This window comes from Paraburkholderia pallida, from assembly GCF_004524855.1.
GTDB lineage: Bacteria > Pseudomonadota > Gammaproteobacteria > Burkholderiales > Burkholderiaceae > Paraburkholderia > Paraburkholderia oxyphila.
Map to the genome: position 1 here is coordinate 2,507,508 of NZ_CP038148.1, position 20,379 is coordinate 2,527,886.

The 20,379-nt window shown below is 64.9% G+C and carries 18 protein-coding genes; 2 read left to right on the forward strand and 16 right to left on the reverse strand.

Annotation, left to right across the window (positions count from 1 at the left end; all coding sequences use genetic code 11):
* Nucleotides 1-17: 17 nt before the first annotated feature.
* From E1956_RS11355 to rpsB, 16 genes are all read right to left on the reverse strand, one after another.
* Nucleotides 18-803: a TrmH family RNA methyltransferase gene (locus E1956_RS11355; protein WP_134748910.1), complete on the reverse strand. Its 786-nt coding sequence runs from the start codon at nt 801-803 to the stop codon at nt 18-20.
* Nucleotides 804-897: 94 nt separating this feature from the next.
* Nucleotides 898-1,701 carry a ribonuclease HII gene (gene rnhB, locus E1956_RS11360; RefSeq protein ID WP_134748912.1) on the reverse strand — a complete coding sequence of 268 codons (804 nt, stop codon included), beginning with the start codon at nt 1,699-1,701 and terminating at the stop codon, nt 898-900.
* Nucleotides 1,698-2,867, reverse strand: coding sequence for a lipid-A-disaccharide synthase (gene lpxB / locus E1956_RS11365; protein ID WP_134748914.1), 1,170 nt, complete (start codon nt 2,865-2,867; stop codon nt 1,698-1,700). Before lpxB ends, rnhB begins: the two co-directional genes overlap by 4 nt.
* Before the next feature lie 3 nt (nt 2,868-2,870).
* Nucleotides 2,871-3,659, reverse strand: a complete 789-nt coding sequence (gene lpxA / locus E1956_RS11370) for an acyl-ACP--UDP-N-acetylglucosamine O-acyltransferase (RefSeq protein WP_134748916.1) — start codon at nt 3,657-3,659, stop codon at nt 2,871-2,873.
* Nucleotides 3,660-3,740: 81 nt separating this feature from the next.
* On the reverse strand, nt 3,741-4,205 hold the full coding sequence (gene fabZ, locus E1956_RS11375) for a 3-hydroxyacyl-ACP dehydratase FabZ (RefSeq protein WP_134748918.1): 465 nt from the start codon (nt 4,203-4,205) through the stop codon (nt 3,741-3,743).
* 188 nt (nt 4,206-4,393) lie between these two features.
* Nucleotides 4,394-5,464, reverse strand: coding sequence for a UDP-3-O-(3-hydroxymyristoyl)glucosamine N-acyltransferase (lpxD, locus tag E1956_RS11380; RefSeq protein ID WP_134748920.1), 1,071 nt, complete (start codon nt 5,462-5,464; stop codon nt 4,394-4,396).
* Nucleotides 5,465-5,482: 18 nt separating this feature from the next.
* Complete coding sequence (locus E1956_RS11385) at nt 5,483-6,028, reverse strand: OmpH/Skp family outer membrane protein (protein ID WP_134748922.1); 546 nt, start codon at nt 6,026-6,028, stop codon at nt 5,483-5,485.
* A gap of 44 nt (nt 6,029-6,072) precedes the next feature.
* The gene (gene bamA, locus E1956_RS11390; RefSeq protein WP_134748924.1) at nt 6,073-8,382 is read right to left on the reverse strand and encodes an outer membrane protein assembly factor BamA; all 2,310 of its coding nucleotides are present in this window, start codon (nt 8,380-8,382) and stop codon (nt 6,073-6,075) included.
* A gap of 67 nt (nt 8,383-8,449) precedes the next feature.
* Nucleotides 8,450-9,871 (reverse strand): RIP metalloprotease RseP, encoded by a 1,422-nt coding sequence (gene rseP, locus E1956_RS11395; protein ID WP_134748926.1) that lies wholly within the window; start codon nt 9,869-9,871, stop codon nt 8,450-8,452.
* Nucleotides 9,872-10,003: 132 nt separating this feature from the next.
* Nucleotides 10,004-11,185, reverse strand: coding sequence for a 1-deoxy-D-xylulose-5-phosphate reductoisomerase (locus tag E1956_RS11400; RefSeq protein ID WP_134748928.1), 1,182 nt, complete (start codon nt 11,183-11,185; stop codon nt 10,004-10,006).
* A 26-nt stretch (nt 11,186-11,211) separates the two neighbouring features.
* Nucleotides 11,212-12,021 (reverse strand): phosphatidate cytidylyltransferase, encoded by an 810-nt coding sequence (locus E1956_RS11405; protein ID WP_028219495.1) that lies wholly within the window; start codon nt 12,019-12,021, stop codon nt 11,212-11,214.
* Nucleotides 12,015-12,797, reverse strand: a complete 783-nt coding sequence (gene uppS / locus E1956_RS11410) for a polyprenyl diphosphate synthase (RefSeq protein ID WP_028219494.1) — start codon at nt 12,795-12,797, stop codon at nt 12,015-12,017. The genes E1956_RS11405 and uppS overlap by 7 nt, the downstream gene beginning before the upstream one ends.
* A 73-nt stretch (nt 12,798-12,870) precedes the next feature.
* Complete coding sequence (gene frr, locus E1956_RS11415; protein ID WP_028219493.1) at nt 12,871-13,431, reverse strand: ribosome recycling factor; 561 nt, start codon at nt 13,429-13,431, stop codon at nt 12,871-12,873.
* Between the two features lie 93 nt (nt 13,432-13,524).
* The gene (gene pyrH, locus E1956_RS11420) at nt 13,525-14,241 is read right to left on the reverse strand and encodes a UMP kinase (RefSeq protein ID WP_028219492.1); all 717 of its coding nucleotides are present in this window, start codon (nt 14,239-14,241) and stop codon (nt 13,525-13,527) included.
* 251 nt (nt 14,242-14,492) lie between these two features.
* A complete protein-coding gene (tsf, locus tag E1956_RS11425; protein WP_134750539.1) occupies nt 14,493-15,374 on the reverse strand; it encodes a translation elongation factor Ts in 882 nt (293 codons plus the stop codon).
* Between the two features lie 212 nt (nt 15,375-15,586).
* On the reverse strand, nt 15,587-16,342 hold the full coding sequence (gene rpsB / locus E1956_RS11430; protein ID WP_112172807.1) for a 30S ribosomal protein S2: 756 nt from the start codon (nt 16,340-16,342) through the stop codon (nt 15,587-15,589).
* Between the two features lie 377 nt (nt 16,343-16,719).
* Here rpsB and map point away from each other — a divergent pair, with 377 nt between their 5' ends.
* The gene (gene map, locus E1956_RS11435) at nt 16,720-17,541 is read left to right on the forward strand and encodes a type I methionyl aminopeptidase (protein ID WP_134748930.1); all 822 of its coding nucleotides are present in this window, start codon (nt 16,720-16,722) and stop codon (nt 17,539-17,541) included.
* Nucleotides 17,542-17,785: 244 nt separating this feature from the next.
* Nucleotides 17,786-20,365 (forward strand): [protein-PII] uridylyltransferase, encoded by a 2,580-nt coding sequence (locus E1956_RS11440; RefSeq protein WP_134748932.1) that lies wholly within the window; start codon nt 17,786-17,788, stop codon nt 20,363-20,365.
* Nucleotides 20,366-20,379: the final 14 nt, after the last annotated feature.

Consider the following 20,379-nt stretch of genomic DNA (forward strand, 5'->3'; position numbering starts at 1 on the left):
ATGAATCCTGGTGATGCTCAGCGCGCGTGGCGCTGCTGACGGCATTGCTCGAAGAGGCAAACGGCCGCTGCCGCGGCCACGTTCAGCGACTCCATGCCACCCGGCTGCGGAATCGTCACGCGCCACGCCGCCGCGTCGCGCCATACCTGTGAGACGCCCGCCCCTTCGTTACCGAAAACCCACGCCACCTGCCCCGTGAGATCGCTCTCGTCGATGGCCTTCGCACCGTGCGAGTCGGTGATCACGACCGGCACGGCGAGCATGTCGATCAGCGCCTCGGGATCGACGTTTTCGAAGACCTGCAGCAGGAAGTGCGCACCCATCGCCGAGCGCAGCACCTTCGATGACCACACGTAGGCGGTTCCCGGCGTGCAGAAGACCTTGTCGACCCCTGCAGCCGCCGCGCTGCGCAGGATCGAGCCGACGTTGCCCGCGTCCTGCAAGCCGTCGAGCACGAGACAGGTCGATTCGACGCGCGCAGGCAGCTGCGTCTCGGGCATGTCCACGAGCAGCAGCATGCCCACGCCATGCACGACGTTCGAGAGCTGGCCGAACAGCGCATCGGGTAGCGTGATCACGCGGCGCTCGTCCACGCGCGCGACGATGGCCTGCGCCTCGGCATGCGCGAGCGCGCCTTCGGTCACGATGCAATATTCGGGCTGCGTGCCGCCTTCGAGCCACGCGCTCGCGAGGTGGAAACCTTCGAGCAAGGCCTGATGGCTGCGCCGCTGCTGATGCGTCGAGCCGGCCAGCGCCTTCAGACGCTTGTAGAGCGGGTTGTCGCGCGATGTAATGGCTTTCACGGGCGGGACTCGCGATCTGAAAGAGGATGAATGGAAAGGAAAACGGCGCCGCACGAGGCGGCGCCGGATTGCGCAGGCAGCGGCATCGCGGGGCTCAGGCTGGCGTGAAAGCGTCGTCCGGACGGGCGGCGCTGAGGGCCTTCGCCGCGCCCGGCAGCGCGATGCCATGCAGTGCATAGGCCTCGCGCACGGGCGCAAACGAGCGCCGATGATGCTCGCACGGGCCATGCGTCCGTAATGCAGCCATATGCTGCGCAGTGCCGTAGCCTGCGTGCGCGTCGAACCCATAGACGGGGAACGCCTCATGCAGCTCCAGCAGCATGCGGTCGCGCGTGACTTTCGCGATGATGGACGCCGCGGAAATACTGGGCACCAGCGCATCGCCGCCAATCACGGCCTCGCTGCGCACCGGCAGCACCGGGCAGCGGTTGCCGTCGATCTTGGCGAGCGTGGGCGTCACGCTCAGGCCTTCCACGGCACGCCGCATCGCCAGCATGGTCGCGTGCAGGATATTGAGCGAGTCGATCTCCTCGACACTCGCCGACGCCACGCACCACGCGAGCGCGCGCTCGACGATGAGCTCGTAGAGCGCTTCGCGCGCTTTCGCCGAAAGCGCCTTGGAGTCGTCGAGGCCGGCAATCGGTCGTGCCGGATCGAGGATCACGGCGGCGGCCGTCACCGGGCCCGCCAGCGGTCCGCGTCCGGCCTCGTCCACGCCGCAGATGATGTCGTCGGGCGACTCGAACAGCAAGCCCGCCTGCTCCGCCCACACCTGCCGCGCCGCGCGCTTTTCCGCCGCTTTCGAAGACGCTTTCGAGGGTGCCCTGGCCGCGGATTTCCCCGCGGCTTTCGACGCCGGCGCCTTCGCACGCACGCGCTTGATCGTACCCTCGGTCATGCCTGCCCCCGGCGCTTCTCCACGACCCGCGCGACCACTTCCGCCGCACGTTCCGCCGTGTTCTGGCGCAGCGCATGGTGCATCTGCGTGAACACTTCGGTCAGCGTGCGCCGGTTCGCCTCGTCGTGCAGCTGCGTGAGCGTCGCGTCCGCGAGCGCCTCGGGCGTCGCGAAGTGCTGGAGGATCTCGGGCACCACGAAACGGCCCGCGAGAATGTTCGGCAGGCCGACATAAGGCAGATAGCCCTGGCGGCGCATGATCTGTCCCGTGAGCCAGGGCACCTTGTACGAGATGACCATCGGCTTCTTGAGCAGCGCCGCCTCGAGCGTGACCGTGCCGCTCTTCACGAGGATCGCATCGGCGGCCGTCATCGCGAGCTGCGACTGACCGTCGATGATCGTGAGCGCGAGGCCCTGGTGCAGGTTCGCGAGCTCCTGCAACTGCGCGTGGATCGCCGGCGTCGCCGCAGGCATCACGAAGCGCAGGCCCGGCTCACGCTGCTGCATGATCTGCATCGCGTCGAAGAACGTCGGACCGATCAGGTTGATCTCGGAACGGCGGCTACCCGGCAGGACGGCAATCACCGGGCCGCTATCGGGCAAGCCGAGCGCGCGGCGCGCGCCGGGCACGTCCGGTTCGAGCGGGATGTCGTCGGCGAGCGGATGCCCCACGTAGGTCGCCGCGACGCCGGCTTTCTCGAGGATTGCCGGTTCGAACGGGAACACGCAGAGCATGTGATCCACGGCCTTCTGGATCTTCTTGATGCGCCCGCCGCGCCACGCCCAGATGGACGGGCACACGAAATGGACCGTGGGAATGCCCGCGTCGCGCAACGGGTGTTCGAGACCGAAGTTGAAATCGGGCGCGTCCACGCCGATGAAGACGTCGGGCGGATCAGCGAGCAGCTGATGCTTGAGTTCGCTGCGTATGCGCAGGATCTCGGGAATATGCTTGAGCGCCTCGACGTAGCCGCGCACCGTGAGCTTGTCCATCGGCCAGTGCGCGTCGAAACCGGTGGCCTGCATGCGCGGCCCGCCGATTCCATAGTACTGCGCAGTATCGGGCAGCCTGCCGACGAGCCCCTTGAGCAGCGACGCCGCGAGCAGGTCGCCGGACGGCTCGCCGGCGACCATCGCGAGGCGCAGCGGACGGGTTTGCAGCGCCATCGGTTAGCGGATGATGCCGCGTTGCGACTGCTCGACGAAATCGAGCAGCGCCTTCACGTGCGCGTCGCCGTCGCCACCCGCCTGTGCGAGCTCGGCGAGCTGCACCTTCGCCTCTTCGAGCGACAGGCCGTTCTTGTACAGCGCGCGGTAGGCCGCGCGCAGCGCCGAGATCGCGTCGGGCGAGAAGCCGCGGCGGCGCAGCCCCTCGACGTTGATGCCGTGCGGCACCGCCTTGTTGCCCGCGGCGATCACGAACGGCGGCACGTCCTGCACGAGCGCCGATGCGCCGCCCACCATCGAGTGCGCGCCGATGCGCACGAACTGGTGCACGCCCGTCATGCCGCCGACGATCGCATAGTCGTCCACGATCACGTGGCCCGCGAGCTGCGCGTTGCTCGACATGATCACGTTATCGCCGAGCCGGCAATCGTGTCCGATGTGCACGTACGACATGATCCAGTTGTCGTCGCCGACGATCGTGACGCCGGTGTCCTGCACCGTGCCCGTATGGATCGACGTGAACTCGCGGATGGTATTGCGGTTGCCGATCACGAGCTTCGTGGGCTCGCCCTTGTACTTCATGTCCTGCGGCCGGCCGCCGACGATCGCATAGTGGCCGATCGAATTGTCTTCGCCGATCGTCGTGTGGCCTTCCAGCACGCTGTGCGAGCCGATCTTCGTACGTGCACCGATGGTGACGTTGGCACCGATCACCGCATAGGGCCCGATCTCGGCCGATTCATCGACTTGCGCGCCGGACTCGACGATCGCAGTGGGATGGATCCTGCTCATTCGTCCTCGCTCTCCGATTCTGTTGCCGCGCCGCGGCGCCCTGCCAAAGCGAAGGCGCACAGCGGCACGCGGGGGCGCATCTTATTGCGCCGCGTCCATTTTCTTGACGGTGCACATGAGTTCCGCCTCGCAGGCGACGGAACCCTCCACTTCGGCCTGTGCCTTGAACTTCCAGATGCCGCGCATGTAGCGCTCGAACGTCACGTTCAGGATCAGCTGATCGCCGGGTTCGACCACGCGCTTGAAGCGCGCACCGTCGATGCCGACGAAGTAGTACAGCGTGTTCTCGAAGTCTTGCTCTTCTTCCGAAAACGTGAGCAGCGCGGCGGTCTGCGCGAGCGCTTCGAGGATCATCACGCCGGGCATGACCGGTCGTTGCGGGAAATGGCCCGTGAAAAAGGGCTCATTGACGGTCACGTTCTTCAACGCCTTGATGCTCTTGTGCGGTTCGAGCTCGATGACCCGGTCCACCATCAGGAACGGATAACGGTGCGGGAGCAGCGTGAGGATCTTGTGGATGTCGAAGTTGAGTTTTTCGATGTTCATGGTGTTTCTGCTCACGCAGGGATTGCGTGTGACTGACGAATGCGATGTCTGAAGTGCCCGGCATGCGAAAACCCGGCTTCCGCGGCACCCCTGCGGGCCGCGCTTCAGGCGCAGTATGCGCCACGCGCGGCACTTCGTGCATGCGTAGTGCCCCGAGGCGCGAGCCGGGTTCGCCGACCGGTTTTTTGTTATGCGCCGTCTTGCGGCTTCTGGGCGGCCTCGAGCGCCTTGATACGATCGCGCAGCTTGTCGATATTGCGTAGCAGCGCGGCGCTCTTGTTCCAGTCGGCGTGATCGACCGCCGGGAACGCGCTCGTGTAGATCCCGGCCTTGGGCAGCGACTTCGACACGCCGGACTTGGCCGTGACGATCACGTAGTCCCCGAGCGTGACGTGCCCCGCGATGCCCACCGCGCCGCCGATCATGCAATGGCGGCCGATCGTGGTGCTGCCTGCAATGCCCGCGCAGCCCGCGATCACGGTGTACGCGCCGACCTTGCAGTTGTGGCCGATCTGCACGAGGTTGTCGATCTTGACGCACTCTTCGATGATCGTGTCGGCCATGGCGCCACGGTCGATCGTCGTGTTCGCACCAATCTCGACATCCGGCCCGATCGAGACGCCGCCGACCTGCGGGATCTTCACCCAGCTGCCCGTGCGCGCGTCGCCCTCGCCCGTGAAATCGGGCGCGAAGCCGAAGCCGTCCGAGCCGATCACGGCGCCTGCGTGCACGATGACGCGCGCACCGATCTTGCAGCCGTGATAGACCGTCACGCCCGGATAGAAGTGCGCGCCCTCGTCCACCTGGGAGCCGCGGCCGATGAACACGTTGGCATCCAGCCGCACGTGCTCGCCGATCACGGCGCCTGCCTCCACCGTGACGTTCGGGCCGATCACCGCGCTCGCGGCGACCTTCGCGGACGCGTCGACATGCGCGCTCGGGTGCACGCCCGGCTGCACTTTCGGCGCGGCGAGGTCGATGAACGCCTGCGCGACGCGCGCGAAATAAGCATACGGATTGGGTGTGACGATGAAGTTGCGACCTGCGCGGGAGGCCAGCTTATCGAGATCCTCCTGGCTGATCAGGACCGCGCCTGCGCGCGTCGTCTCGACCTGCGACAGGTACTTCGGGTTGGCGAGGAACGCCAGCTGCTGCGGACCGGCCTGGTCGAGCGGGGCGAGCGAGCCGACACGTTGCGTCGGGTCGCCGATCACTTCGCCGCCGAACCGCCCGGCGATGTCCTCAAGCGTAAAAGCCATGCGCGTGCTGCTCCTGCCTTAATTGCTGCTGCCAGTGCCGCTCGACGCTGCGAGCGCCTTCAGGACCTGGTCGGTGATGTCGATGCGCGGGCTCACGTACACCGCTTCCTGCACGATCAGATCGTAGTGCTGCTGCTCGGCGATCTGCTTGATCACCTTGTTCGCACGGTCCAGCACCGCCGCGAGCTCTTCGTTGCGGCGCTGGTTCAGGTCTTCGCGAAACTCGCGCTGCTTGCGCTGGAAGTCGCTGTCGAGTTGCGACAGGTCGCGCTGCTTCTGCGCGCGGTCGCTCGGCGCCATGCTCGGGCCGTTCTTGTCGAGAGCATCCGACATGGCCTTCAGGCGCTGCGCCATGTCCTGCAGGTCCTTGTCGCGCTTGGCGAACTCGGCTTCGAGCTTGGTTTGCGCGGCCTTCGCGGGGGCGGATTCGCGCAGGATGCGGTCGGAGTTGACCGCCGCGATCTTCGCTTCCTGCGCATGGGCCACGCCCGTGCCGAAAGCGAGCATCGCCAGCGTTAGCGTCAAGGCCCCGATCGTCCGTCTGGAAAACAGTCCCGTTAGCAAAGTTATCCTCTCGTTTCTGTAAATACCTGTTCCTGCACGCCTCGTCAGAAGGCCGTACCGATCTGGAACTGGAACTTCTGGTACTGGTCGCCCTCATGTTTCACGACCGGGAAACCCAGGCTCAGCTTGAGCGGGCCGATCGGCGAAATCCACGCGAGACCCACACCGTACGCGTAGCGCAGGCCGTTCGCGCCCGTGCTGGTGTTGCCCTCGTCGCCCCAGACGTTACCACCATCGACGAACGTGAAGACGCGCAGTGTACGGTCATAGCCCGTGCCCGGCAGCGGGAACGTGAGCTCGATGTTGCCCACCACCATCTTCGAACCGCCGATCGGGTCGTTCGTCTTGGCGTCGCGCGGACCGAGCGAGCTCGGTTCATAGCCACGCACCGAGCCGATACCGCCCGCGTAGTAGTTCTTGAAGATCGGGTACGGCTTGCCGTCGAGGCCCTTGCCGTAGCCCGCCTGGAAGTTCATGCCCAGCACGAAGCCACGCGCGAACGAGTAATAGTACTGAGCCTGGACGTCGGTCTTGACGTACGGCGTCGAGCCGATGGGCGTGCCCCACTCGGCGTTCGTCTGCAAGAAGTAGCCGCGGCTCGGGATCAGCGCGCTGTCACGCGCATCGCGCGACCAGGCAGCCGTGAGCGGCACGTTGTTCGACACGCGGCCGAACTCGTTCACGTAGTCGATGTAGCTCTGCGGCGTGTACTGGTCGACGTCGAGGCGGTCCTGCTCGAATCCGATGCCGAAATAAACCGTATCGACTTCCGAAAACGGAATGCCGAACTTCAGGTCGCCACCCGCGGTGATGATCTTGAAGCTCGAATCGGTCGAGTAGTACAGCGGCTGGTACGTGCGGTAGTAGACGTCGGTAATGCGCTTGATGCCGTCCACCGTGAAGTACGGGTCCACCTGCGTGACGGCCAGCGTGCGGTACGACTTCGCGGTGTTGACGTTCACCGAAAGGCTCGTGCCCGAACCGAACACGTTGTCCTGCGAAACGCCCGCCGAGAGCACCACCTTGTCCGTCGACGAGAAGCCCGCGCCCAGCGTGATGGCGCCGGTCGGCTTTTCGGTGACCTTGACGTTGACGTCCACCTGGTCGGGCGTGCCTTCCACGGGCACCGTCGTCACGTCGACGTCGGTGAAGTAGCCCAGACGGTTGATGCGGTCCTTCGAGAGCGCGAGGCGGTTCGAATCGAACCACGAGCTTTCGAGCTGACGCATTTCGCGGCGCACGACTTCGTCGCGCGTACGCGTATTGCCGATCACGTTGATGCGGCGCACGTACACGCGGCGGCTCGGGTCGACCTGCAGCGTGAGATCGACCGTGTGATCGGCCTGGTTGATCTGCGGCAGCGCATTGACGGTCGCGAACGCGTAGCCGTATTCGCCGAGCTTGTCGACGATGGCCTTGGTCGTGGCCTGCAGCTTCTCGGCCGAGAAGCGATCACCCGGTTTGATCTTGATCAACTTGTTAAGCTCGGCCTCGCGGTCGAGCAGATTGCCGGCCAGATGGATGCCCGAGATCTTGTACGGCTCGCCCTCGTGGATCCCGATCGTCAGGTACATGTCCTTCTTGTCGGGCGAGATCGAGACCTGCGTCGAGTCGATGTTGAACTCGAGGTAGCCGTGATTCAGGTAGTACGAGCGCACGTTCTCGAGGTCGCCCGTGAGCTTTTCCTTCGAGTACAGGTCGTTCTTCGTGTACCACGAGAACCAGTTCGGCGTGGACAGCTGCATCTCGCCGAGGAGCGTGCTCGTGCTGTACGTCTTGTTGCCGATGAAGTTGATCTGACGGATCTTCGCGCTCGGGCCTTCGACCACCGAGAACAGCAGACCGACGCGATTGCGGTCGATCGGCGTGACGGTGGTCGTGACTTCGGCTGCGTAGAAGCCGCGCGTGAGGTACTGGCGCTTGAGCTCCTGCTCGGCCTTGTCGACGAGTGCCTTGTCGTAGTAGCGGCCTTGCGAGAGGCCGACTGCGCGCAGCGCCTTCGTGAGGTTGTCCTTGTCGAACTCGTGGATGCCCGCGAAATCGATCGTGCCGATCGCCGGGCGCTCCTGCACCTGCACGACGACCACGCCGCCTTCGGTGGCAATGCGCACGTCGTTGAAGAAGCCCGTCGCATACAATGCACGAATGGCTTCGGAGGCCTTGTCGTCGGTGAACGTATCGCCCTGCTTGATCGGCAGGTACGCGAACACCGTGCCGGGCTCGACGCGTTGCAGGCCTTCGATGCGGATGTCCTGTACCACGAAAGGCGTTGTCGCTGCGTGGGCGACGAGGCCGTGTGCGGCGATCGCCGCGGCCGCAACCGTTTTTGGAACCAAGCGATGAGGTCTAAACAACGTGCTTCCCCAGTGTGTATAGCTGCATCAGATCGGGCGGCCCGCCCTAGGACGCCGCCAGACATCTTTAAAAATGGATTAACCGAGCCAGATCGTTGAACAACGCGATCGCCGACAGCGCGACGATGCAGGCAAGTCCCGCGCGCTGCAGCACGAGCTGCCAGCGGTCCGAGACGGCTTTGCCCGTTACGGCTTCAACCGCATAATATAACAGATGCCCCCCGTCCAAAACCGGAATTGGGAGCAGGTTGAGCACCCCGAGGCTAATACTGACAAGGGCGAGGAACGACAGGAACGCGGACGGTCCGAGTCTTGCGCTCTTGCCCGCATAGTCAGCAATCGTCACAGGACCCGACAGATTCTTCAGCGATGCTTCGCCCGTGACCATGCGGCCGAACATACGCAGCGAGTAGAGCGCGATATCCCAGGTGCGCAACGCGCCCAGCTGTACGCTCTCGATCGGCCCGTAACGCACGTCCACCGTGGGCGCCTGCGCCGCGAGCGCCGCGCCGATTCGCCCCACATCTTCACCCGTTTCGGCGTCGCGTTGTGCGGCCGGTGTGACCGCGAGCGTCATCGTCTGCGGCTGGCCGGCCTGGCCGGGCGCCGCGCCTTGCGCAACGTTCTGCGCGCTGGCGTCGCGCACGATCTTCAAATGCACGGGCTTGCCCGCATGGGCCTTCACGTACGCGATGAAAGTGCTTGCGCTGTCAACGGGATGGCCATCGATCGCCACGAGGCGATCGCCCTTTGCGAGGCCCGCTTGCTGTGCTGCGCTATCCGCCTCCACGCCCGCGATCGTCAGCTTGCTGCCGCCGGCCTCGAGGCCGAGCTTCGACATGAAATCGTCGTCGAGATCCTTGCTGCTCAGGCGCGAGAGATCGAGGGGGAAGTCGTAGGTGCCGCCGCCGTCACGCGCGGCGAGCACCACGCGGTGTTGATCGAAAGCCGCCGACATCAGCTTCCAGCGCAGGTCCGCCCACGAGCGCACGCGCTCGGTATCGCTGCCGCTGGCGTTGCTCACGGAGACAATGGTTTCGCCGCCCTGGAAACCCGCCTGCGCGGCGGCCGTTTGCGCGGGCGGCGCGGCCACGATCGCACTCGGCTCGGTTACGCCGCTTCCGTACACCGCCGCAAAAAGCACGATGGCAAGGATAAAGTTGGCAACCGGCCCGGCAGCGACGATCGCAATGCGCTTGCCCACCGACTGCCGATTGAAGGCACGCGGCAAATCATCCGTGGGAATCTTGTCCGGCGACTCGCGCTCGTCGAGCATCTTGACGTAGCCGCCGAGCGGCAGCGCCGAGATCGTCCACTCGGTGCCGCTCTTTTTGTTGACCCATTGCACGAGCGGCCTGCCAAAGCCGATCGAGAACCGCAGAACCTTGACGCCGCACAAGCGCGCGACACTGTAGTGCCCATATTCGTGCACGACGACGAGTACGCCGATCGCCACGACAAAAGCCACCAATTCGGTGAGCAGATTCATATGCGCCTCCTCTGCTGGAAGCAGCGCACCAGTGCGGGGCCGGCCTCATGGGCGGGCCGGCGGGCCTGCGAGCAGGCCCTCATGACCGCTCGGGCGGCCTGAACGCGGTCCAGGCGCGGCCCGAGCGGGCCATCAAGCCGGCACCGGCAGGCTGTCGATGATCTTGAGCGCCGCGCGGCGCGCGGCTGCGTCGGCTTCGAGGACGACGTCGAGGCTCGCGGCGCTGCGATTGTCCAGCGCGTTGAGCACGGCATCGACCGTCTGCGCGATCGCCATGAAACCGATGCGGCGATTGAGAAACGCCTCCACCGCAATTTCGTTGGCCGCGTTGAGCGTGGCGCTCGCCACGCCGCCCTCGGCCAGCGCCTTCATTGCCAGCGCTAGACACGGGAAACGTGTGTAGTCCGGCTTCTCGAAATTGAGCGTCGCCACCTGAGCGAGGTCGAGTTGCGCGACGCCCGAATCCACGCGGTCCGGGAACGCCAGCGCATGCGCGATCGGCGTGCGCATGTCCGGGTTGCCCAGTTGCGCGAGCACCGACCCGTCCGCGTACGAGACCATCGAATGGATCACGCTCTGCGGATGAATCAGCACGTCGATGCGCTCGCCCGGCAGACCGAACAGGTAATGCGCTTCGATGACCTCGAGGCCCTTGTTCATCATCGTGGCCGAGTCGACCGAGATCTTGCGGCCCATCGACCAGTTCGGGTGCTTGCAGGCCTCGTCCGGCGTCACGTCGACGAGCGTGGACGGCTCGCGCGTGCGGAACGGGCCGCCCGACGCGGTCAGGATGATCTTCGTCACGCCACCATGCTGCGTGCCTTCGGACGGCAGGCACTGGAACACGGCGTTGTGCTCGCTGTCCACCGGCAGCAGCACCGCGCCGTTCTCGCGCGCGGCATCCATGAAGATGTCGCCCGACATCACGAGCGCTTCCTTGTTCGCGAGCAGGATGCGCTTGCCGGCCTGCGCCGCCGCCAGCGTGGGCACGAGGCCCGCCGCACCAACGATGGCCGCGACCACGGTGTCGCACGCGTCGCTCTTCGCGACCTCGGCGAGCGCCTGCGGCCCGTACGTCACGACGGTCTTCGAACCGGCCGCGCGCAGCTTGCGCTCGACCGCCGCGGCCGTCTCGGCGTCGCCGACCACAGCCACTTCGGGCGAGAAGCGCAGACATTGATCGACGAGCTTGTCGCCGTTGCGGTGCGCAGTGAGCGCGTAGACGGAGAAGCGTTGCGGATGACGCGCGACCACGTCAAGCGTGCTGTCTCCGATCGAGCCCGTGGACCCGAGCAAAGTGAGTCGTTTTTGCATTTCCATTGTCTCTAAGCCGAGCGCCCTTAACCAAGCAGCAGCATGGCAAGCGGCAGCACCGGCAGCAGCGCGTCGATGCGGTCGAGCACGCCACCGTGGCCTGGCAAAAGGCCGCTCGAATCTTTTACGCCAGCCTGGCGCTTGGTCATCGACTCGAACAGATCGCCGATCACGCTGAACGCGACCAGCACGGTAAGCACGAAGAGCGCGCGGACGAGACCCAGACGGGCCGCCAGCGCAGAATACAGGGTCGGCTCGAACGCGTGCAGCGCGAGCGCGGCGACCGACACCACCATCACGGCCGCCCAGCCGCCCACCGCGCCTTCCCAGGTCTTGCCGGGGCTGATCGCGGGCGCGAGCTTATGCTTTCCGAATGCCTTACCCGCAAAGTATGCGCCGATATCGGCCAGCCAGACGAGCAGCAGCAGTGAGAGCACGAACGCCACGCCCACCGTGCGCGCCGCGACGAGCGCGTGCCAGCAGGCACTGAAGATCACGAGCCCGGCCGCGAGCAGGAATGCGCGCCAGACACCCGCCGCGAGCGTGGGCTTGCGCACGAGCACGTAGGGGCCGGCCACGAGCCAGAAGATGCCGGCGGCCTGATACAGGGAGTGCGTCGACTCGAGCCGCGTGCTCGCAGCCACGGCCACGGCCGCAACCGCCGCATAGACGATCGAGCCCGCCGTGCCGGCCTTGAGCAGGCGCGCCCATTCCCATGCGGCGAACAGCACCACGAGGCCGATCAGCGCGCCAAAGGCGGCCACCGGCGCGAACAGCGTGACCGGCAGGAAGACGGCCAGCAGGACGATCGCCGTGATGACACGGGTCTTTAGCATGAAAGCGAGTCGGCGTTCTGGGATTGGTTTTCGAGCTGGGCGCTCGTGCGGCCAAAGCGGCGCTCACGTTCGGTGTAGGAGCCGATGGCGCGGTTGAGCGCATCGGCATTGAAGTCCGGCCAGAACGTGTCGGTGAAATAAAATTCTGCGTATGCGAGCTGCCAGAGCAAAAAATTGCTCACGCGCTGCTCGCCGCCCGTGCGGATGAAGAGATCCGGCTCCGGCGCGTAGCTCATGGCCAGATACTGGCCGATGGTGTCCTCGGTGACCGGCACCGGCTCGCCGGCGGCGGCCGCGGCCTCGACCAGCTTGCGGGTGGCCTGCATGATGTCCCAGCGGCCGCCGTAATTCGCGGCGATGGTCAGCGTGAGGCGGGTGTTGCGCGCGGTCTTGGTCTCGGCGCGGCGGATCAGGTCCTGGATGCGCTCGTTGAACATCGACAGGTCGCCGACCACGCGCAAGCGAATCCCGTTCGCATGCAGGCGCGCCACTTCGCGCTCGAGCGCCGTGACGAACAGGCGCATGAGAAACGAGACTTCGTCGGTCGGACGTCGCCAGTTCTCCGAACTGAACGCGAACAGCGTGAGGTATTCGACGCCACGCTCGACGCAGGCCTCGACGACCGAGCGCACGGCGTCCACGCCGCGCGTATGGCCTGCGACGCGCGGCAAGCGGCGTTGAGTTGCCCAACGGCCATTGCCGTCCATGATGATCGCGATGTGGCGCGGCACGGCCGCCACGTCGGGCACGCGAACGGTTGAGCTGGTATAGGTCATGGCCGTCAGACTAAAACTGCAGATACGGACAATAGGGAAAAGAAACCCTGGCGGAATTGAGAGCCTGACGGCCTCAAACCGTCATGATCTCTGCTTCCTTCGTCTGGACGAGCTTGTCGATCTCGGCCACGAAGCGGTCCGTCAACTTCTGGACGTCGTCGCCACCGCGGCGCTCGTCGTCTTCCGAAATTTCCTTGTCCTTCACGAGCTTCTTGAGCTGCTCGTTGGCGTCGCGACGCAGGTTGCGCACAGCCACCTTGGCCGTTTCGCCCTCGTTCTTGACGACCTTGGTGAGCTCCTTGCGGCGCTCTTCGGTCAGCGCGGGCATCGGCACGCGGATCAGATCGCCGTGCGTAGCCGGGTTCAGGCCGAGATCCGACTCGCGGATCGCCTTTTCGATGACCGGAACCATCTTCTTTTCCCACGCCTGAACGCCGATCGTGCGCGCGTCGACGAGCGTCATGTTCGCGACCTGCGAGATGGGCACGGGCGAGCCGTAGTAATCGACCTGAATGTGATCGAGTAGACCGGTGTGCGCGCGGCCCGTACGGATCTTCGCCAGGTCGCTCTTGAATGCGTCGATCGAACGCTGCATCTTCTGCTCAGCGCCCTTCTTGATGTCAGCCACAGCCATTTTGATACCTCCGAACCTTCATTACGGTACGGGCCCGCCAATGCGCTCAAGGGGCGGCGCGGCCCGCGTTCGTGTCTCGCGTGAGACGAGAGTTTACACGTGGACGAGCGTGCCTTCGTCTTCGCCTTGAATGATGCGCTTGAGCGCGCCCGGCTTGACGATCGAAAAAACCCGGATCGGCAACTTCTGGTCGCGGCACAGCGCGAAAGCCGTTGCGTCCATCACCTGCAGGTTGCGGCCGATGGCCTCGTCGAAGCTGATCGTCGAGTAGCGCGTGGCCGAAGCATCCTTCTTCGGGTCTGCCGAGTAGACGCCGTCGACCTTGGTGGCCTTGAGCACGACTTCCGCGCCCACTTCCGCGCCACGCAGCGCGGCGGCGGTGTCGGTGGTGAAGAACGGATTGCCCGTGCCTGCCGCGAAGATCACGACCTTGCCCTCTTCGAGCTGGCGAATCGCGCGCGGACGGATGTACGGCTCGACCACCTGGTCCATGCGCAGCGCCGACTGCACGCGCGCCTCGATCCCCGCGTGACGCATGGCGTCCTGCAGCGCGAGCGCGTTCATCATCGTGGCGAGCATGCCCATGTAGTCGGCGGTCGCACGGTCCATGCCGGCCGCGCCGCCCGCGACGCCGCGGAAAATATTGCCGCCGCCGATCACGACTGCGAGCTGAGTGCCCAGACGCACCACCTCGGCCACGTCTGCCACCATTCGTTCGATCGTGGCGCGGTTGATGCCGAAGGCATCATCGCCCATCAGGGCTTCGCCGGAAAGTTTGAGCAGGACGCGTTTATAGGCGGGTGTGGGCATGGAGGTATCCAGGATCGCGCGCAAAGGGCAATAACTTGAAACTGTAGGGGTGAAATACGGCTTGGGGCAAGCGCCGCCAGAATAGCGAAGATTTGCGCCACGGGGCGCGGCGGGAGTCCGCCGCGCAAGGCGCCGCTACATCGGGCGTCGCTATGCTGCCCACCGCGGCGGAAAAGCTCCGCCGCGGCTTGCTACGGTACTGCGGTGATGCTTTTACTGCGGTACGGCTTGCTTAAAGGCTTGCGCGGCCTTTATTGCTGCTTTGCAGCAGCGACTTGTGCGGCCACTTCGGCTGCGAAGTCGTCCTGACGCTTCTCGATGCCTTCGCCGACGACGAAGAGCGCGAACTTCTGCACCGAGCTGTTCGCTGCCTTGAGCATCTGCTCGATCGTCTGCTTGTCGTTCTTCACGAACGGCTGGTTCAGCAGCGAGACTTCCTTCAGGTACTTCTGGACCGAGCCTTCGACCATCTTCGCGACGATCTCAGCCGGCTTGCCCGATTCGGCAGCCTTTTGCTCGGCGATGCTGCGCTCCTTGGCGATCAGCTCGGCCGGCACGTCGTCCGACGACAGCGAGACCGGCTTCATCGCGGCGACGTGCATCGCGACGTCCTTGCCGACCTGCTCTTCAGCGCCCGTGTACTCGACCAGCACGCCGATGCGCGTGCCGTGCAGGTACGCAGCCAGCTTGTTGGCGGTTTCGAAGCGCGCGAAACGGCGGATCGAGACGTTTTCGCCGATCTTGCCAACCAGTGCGAGGCGCACTGCGTCGACCGTCGAGCCTTCCAGCGGCAGAGCCGACAGCGCAGCGACGTCAGCCGGGTTTTGCGTGGCGACCAGTTCGGCCACCGTGTTGGCGAACGCGAGGAAGTCGTCGTTCTTCGCGACGAAGTCGGTTTCGCAGTTCAGTTCGACCACGGCGCCAGCGTTGCCGCCGATGAACGAAGCGATCACGCCTTCAGCCGTGACGCGCGATGCAGCCTTGCTCGCCTTGTTGCCGAGCTTCACGCGCAGGAGTTCTTCAGCGCGTGCCAGGTCGCCGTCGGCTTCCGTCAGCGCCTTCTTGCATTCCATCATCGGCGCATCGGTCTTCGCGCGCAGTTCTGCCACCATGCTTGCGGTAATTGCCGCCATCATTCGCTCCTTGAATCTGTCTGGTACGCGCCAGCCGCATGGTTCGATGCGGCCAGCAGGAATTCGTTTCCGTAAATGCCGTGCTGAAACGCTTTTTTACAGCTGCTTCTACAGGACTACGGTGCCGCCAATATGACGCGGCTTCGAACGCCACGGCTTAAAAAAAAGGGGCCTATAGAAAGCCCCCTTTTCTTGCCGGACACGGGGGCAGCTTACGCCTCCGGGTTGACCTCGACGAACTCGTCGTCGCCGTCGTTGCCGCGCACAGCTGCAACCACTTCGTTCACCGAGTTTGCACGGCCTTCGAGGATCGCGTCAGCCACGCCTTGCGTGTAGAGCGCGACAGCCTTGCTGGCGTCGTCGTTGCCCGGGATCACGTAGTCGATGCCTTCCGGCGAGTGGTTCGTGTCGACCACGGCGATGACGGGGATGCCCAGCTTGTTGGCTTCCGTCACGGCAATCTTGTGATAGCCGACGTCGACCACGAAGATTGCGTCAGGAATGCCGCCCATGTCCTTCACGCCGCCGATCGACTTTTGCAGCTTGGCGATTTCGCGTTCGAACAGGAGCGCTTCCTTCTTGCTCATCTTCTCGAGCTCGCCCGCTTCCACGGCTGCTTCCATGTCCTTCAGGCGCTTGATCGAAACCTTCAGCGTCTTGAAGTTGGTCAGCATGCCGCCGAGCCAGCGTGCGTTCACGAACGGCATACCTGCGCGGTTTGCCTCTTCAGCGATCGTGTCACGCGATTGACGCTTCGTGCCCACGAACAGGATCGTGCCGCGGTTCGCTGCCAGTTGACGCACGTACTTCAGCGCGTCGTTGTACATCGGCAGCGTCTTTTCGAGGTTGATGATGTGAATCTTGTTGCGATGACCGAAGATGAACGGGGCCATCTTGGGGTTCCAGAAGCGCGTTTGGTGACCGAAGTGGACACCGGCTTCCAGCATTTGGCGCATGGTAACTGCCATGTTTCAATTCTCCGCTAGGGTTGGGTCTTAAGCCGGCTGCCGTATCGGTGCGCCGCCCTCTTTCAGGACTGGCGCGCCCGACACCCTGGGTGCGCCGGCTTGCGATTTCAACAATTTCTACAAACACTTGACGCCGATATTTTTTGCCCGCGGCGACAACAGGCATAATCGACTCCTGCACCCTTCTTTCGAAAGATACACCGAGCGACTTAGCCGAAGATTATAGCACGTAAAACTGACCGCACTCAAGCCAGCTATTACCCTCGGAAAGAGTGCGCCGGCGCGCGTCACCGCGCCGGCCACACGACTCAAAAGCCTGCGACCGTGTGGATAAGGTGCGATAATTTGATATTCGACTGCATTTTCGGGCGCACACCATGGCCATTTCGATCAAGAACGAACACGACATCGCGCAGATGCGCGTCGCCTGCCGGCTGGCGAGCGAGGTGCTCGACTACATTACGCCGTTCGTCGTAGCAGGCGTGACCACGGGCGAGCTCGACCGGCTTTGTCACGAATACATGACCAACGTGCAAGGCACGGTGCCCGCGCCGCTGAACTATCAGCCGCCCGGCTACCCGCCCTACCCGAAGGCCATCTGCACCTCGGTGAACGACGTGATCTGTCACGGTATTCCGGGCGACAAGGCGCTGAAGAACGGCGACACGCTCAATATCGACATCACCGTGATCAAGGAAGGCTATTTCGGCGACACGAGCCGCATGTTCATCGTCGGCGAAGGATCGATTCTCGCGAAGCGCCTCGTGCAGACCACCTATGAATGCATGTGGCTCGGCATCGACCAGATCCGCCCGGGCGGCCATCTGGGCGATATCGGCCATGCCATCCAGCGTTACGCCGAGTCGCAGGGCTACAGCGTCGTGCGCGAATATTGCGGTCACGGCATCGGCACGGTGTTCCACGACGAGCCGCAGGTGCTGCACTACGGCCGCCCCGGCACGGGCGTCGAGCTGCTGCCCGGCATGATCTTCACCGTCGAGCCGATGATCAACGCGGGCCGCCGCGAGATCCGCACCATGCCAGACCAGTGGACGGTCAAGACCAAGGACCGCAGCCTCTCGGCGCAATGGGAGCACACCGTGCTCGTGACCGAGACGGGCTATGAAGTGCTGACGGTTTCGGCGGGCACGCCGGCCAAGCCGGCGATCGTCGCGCAGATGGCGGGCACCGCGGCCTGATCGGGCAAGGCGCAGCGCGTCCCGCCGCGGCACGCTGCGCCAGCTTCGCGTCACGCGCTCACGCGGCAGAGCCGTTGCGATCAGGCACCAATCCGGCGGCGAGCAGGCAGAACCCAGGCACCACTCTAGTTCTAGTACCACCCAGGCACAAACCGGCATCATCGCGCGAGCGCACGGTCCGCCGCCCGGCAGTCCGCGCGCGCGGCCGGGCCTCCCTCCAACCGCGCCAACAGCATCGAAGCCCATGAGCGTTCCCGCCGTCGCCGCACCCGATACGTCGTCGCTGAAGTCCGACTACAAGGCCGCCAAGGCCGTGTTGCTCGAACGCTTCAAGAGCGCGTCCAACGTCGATTCGCTGATGCGGGCGCTGGCCCGCACCACCGATGACACCTTGCGCCGCGCCTGGAGCCTCTGCGAGCTGCCGGCCTCGCTCGCGCTCGTGGCCGTGGGCGGCTTCGGGCGCGGCGAGCTCGCGCCGTACTCCGACGTCGATATTCTCGTGCTGCTCCCCGACGACGAAGCACTCGCGCCACTGGAATCGCGCATCGAGCGCTTCATCGGCCTTGCGTGGGACCTCGGACTCGAGATCGGCAGCAGCGTGCGCAGCGTCTCGCAATGCCTCGAAGAGGCCGCCAACGACGTGACCGTGCGCACATCGCTACTCGAAGCGCGCCGCCTGACGGGCAGCCCGATGCTGTTCGGCGACTTCGCACAGCGCTACCGCGACGCCATGGACCCGCGCGCGTTCTTTCAGGCGAAAGTGCTGGAAATGCGCCAGCGCCATGCGCGCTTCCAGGACACGCCTTATGCGCTGGAGCCCAACGTCAAGGAAAGCCCCGGCGGCTTGCGCGACCTTCAGTTGATCCTCTGGGTCACGGAAGCCGCGGCTTTTGGTAGCAGCTGGAAAGAGCTCGATCAGCGCGGACTCATTACCGAGCGCGAGGCGCGCGAACTGCGCCGCAACGAGGCGTTCCTGAAGACGCTGCGCGCGCGCCTGCACGTGCTCGCCGGCCGCCGCCAGGACATCCTCGTGTTCGACCTGCAGACGAGCGTGGCCGAAAGCTTCGGCTACTCGGCCAGCGCGGCGCGGCGCGCGAGCGAGCAGCTCATGCGCCGCTACTACTGGGCCGCCAAGGCCGTCACGCAGCTTTCGACCATCCTGATCCAGAACATCGAGGCGCAGCTCTTCCCGAGCACGAGCGGCATCACACGCACCCTCTCGGATCACTTCGTCGAAAAACAGGGCATGATCGAGATCGTGACCGACGACGTGTTCGAGCGCGAACCGCATGCGATCCTCGAAGCGTTCCTGCTGTATGAGCAAGTGCCGGGTGTGAAGGGTCTCTCGGCGCGCACCATGCGCGCGCTGTACAACGCGCGCGAGAAGATGGATCAGCACTGGCGCCGCGACCCGGAAAACCGCCGTCTCTTCATGGCGATCCTCAAGGAGCCCGCGGGCATCACGCATGCCATGCGGCTCATGAACCAGACGAGCGTGCTGGGCCGCTATCTGCTGAACTTCCGGCGCATCGTCGGGCAGATGCAGCATGACCTCTATCACGTCTACACGGTCGATCAGCACATCCTGATGGTGCTGCGCAACATCCGCCGCTTCGCCGTGGCCGAGCACGCGCATGAGTACCCGTTCTGCAGCCAGATCATCGCCAATTTCGAGCGGCCCTGGGTGCTCTATGTGGCGGCGCTCTTTCACGACATCGCCAAGGGGCGCGGCGGCGACCACTCGCAACTCGGCATGGCCGACGCCCGGCGGTTTTGCCGCGAGCACGACATCACGGGCGAAGACGCCGACCTGATCGTGTGGCTCGTGCAGCAACACTTGACCATGAGCCAGGTCGCCCAGAAGCAGGACACGAGCGACCCCGAAGTGGTGAAGCGCTTTGCCGACCTGGTGGGCACGGAGCGGCGGCTTTCGGCGCTCTATCTGCTGACCGTCGCCGATATTCGCGGCACGAGCCCCAAGGTCTGGAACAACTGGAAAGGCAAGCTGCTCGAGGATCTCTATCGCTCGACGCTCGCCGTGCTCGGCGGCGCCGAGCCCGACGCGCATTCCGAGCTCAAGACGCGCCAGGAGCTGGCGCTTGCGCTGCTGCGCCTCGAAACGGTGCCGGAGCATGCGCACCGCGGGTTGTGGGACAAGCTCGACGTCGGCTATTTCCTGCGCCACGACGCCGCCGACATCGCGTGGCAAACGCGCGTGCTCTACCGCCACGTGGAGACGCCCTCGCCCGTCGTGCGTGCGCGGCCCTCGCCGGTTGGCGAGGCGCTGCAAGTGCTCGTCTACGCGAAGGACCGGCCGGACCTGTTCGCCACCATGTGCGCCTATTTCGACCGCAGCGGCCTGTCCGTGCTCGATGCGCGCGTGAGTACGACGCGCCACGGCTATGCGCTCGACAACTTTATCGTCGCTCACACCGAGGGCGACGTGCATTACCGCGATATCGCGAACCTGGTCGAGCAGGAACTCGCCCAGCGCCTCAGTGCGTCGGGCAATCCGCTGCCGGAGCCGTCCAAAGGGCGGCTCTCGCGCCTGTCGCGCACTTTCCCGGTCACGCCACGCGTCGACCTGCGGGCCGACGAGCGCGGCCAATACTACATCCTGTCCGTGTCGGCGAACGATCGGCCGGGCCTTCTTTATTCCATCGCGCGCGTGCTGGCCGAGCACCGCATCGGCGTCCAGGCGGCGCGGATCAATACGCTCGGCGAGCGCGTGGAGGACGTGTTTCTGCTCGACGGCTCGGGATTGTCCGACAACCGCCAGCAGATCCGCGTCGAAACCGAACTGCTGCGCGCGATAGCAGTGTGAATGCAACAGCGAAA

Excerpts from the sequence above, each read along its gene's own strand:
- lpxA (WP_134748916.1), bottom strand. The coding sequence starts at position 3,659 with ATGAGCAGGATCCATCCCACTGCGATCGTCGAGTCCGGCGCGCAAGTC.
- rpsB (WP_112172807.1), bottom strand. The coding sequence starts at position 16,342 with ATGGCAGTTACCATGCGCCAAATGCTGGAAGCCGGTGTCCACTTCGGT.
- E1956_RS11405 (WP_028219495.1), bottom strand. The coding sequence starts at position 12,021 with ATGCTAAAGACCCGTGTCATCACGGCGATCGTCCTGCTGGCCGTCTTC.
- E1956_RS11440 (WP_134748932.1), top strand. The coding sequence starts at position 17,786 with ATGAGCGTTCCCGCCGTCGCCGCACCCGATACGTCGTCGCTGAAGTCC.
- E1956_RS11400 (WP_134748928.1), bottom strand. The coding sequence starts at position 11,185 with ATGCAAAAACGACTCACTTTGCTCGGGTCCACGGGCTCGATCGGAGAC.
- rnhB (WP_134748912.1), bottom strand. The coding sequence starts at position 1,701 with ATGACCGAGGGTACGATCAAGCGCGTGCGTGCGAAGGCGCCGGCGTCG.
- uppS (WP_028219494.1), bottom strand. The coding sequence starts at position 12,797 with ATGACCTATACCAGCTCAACCGTTCGCGTGCCCGACGTGGCGGCCGTG.
- lpxB (WP_134748914.1), bottom strand. The coding sequence starts at position 2,867 with ATGGCGCTGCAAACCCGTCCGCTGCGCCTCGCGATGGTCGCCGGCGAG.
- lpxD (WP_134748920.1), bottom strand. The coding sequence starts at position 5,464 with ATGGCTTTTACGCTTGAGGACATCGCCGGGCGGTTCGGCGGCGAAGTG.
- pyrH (WP_028219492.1), bottom strand. The coding sequence starts at position 14,241 with ATGCCCACACCCGCCTATAAACGCGTCCTGCTCAAACTTTCCGGCGAA.
- fabZ (WP_134748918.1), bottom strand. The coding sequence starts at position 4,205 with ATGAACATCGAAAAACTCAACTTCGACATCCACAAGATCCTCACGCTG.
- rseP (WP_134748926.1), bottom strand. The coding sequence starts at position 9,871 with ATGAATCTGCTCACCGAATTGGTGGCTTTTGTCGTGGCGATCGGCGTA.
- map (WP_134748930.1), top strand. The coding sequence starts at position 16,720 with ATGGCCATTTCGATCAAGAACGAACACGACATCGCGCAGATGCGCGTC.
- frr (WP_028219493.1), bottom strand. The coding sequence starts at position 13,431 with ATGGCTGTGGCTGACATCAAGAAGGGCGCTGAGCAGAAGATGCAGCGT.
- tsf (WP_134750539.1), bottom strand. The coding sequence starts at position 15,374 with ATGGCGGCAATTACCGCAAGCATGGTGGCAGAACTGCGCGCGAAGACC.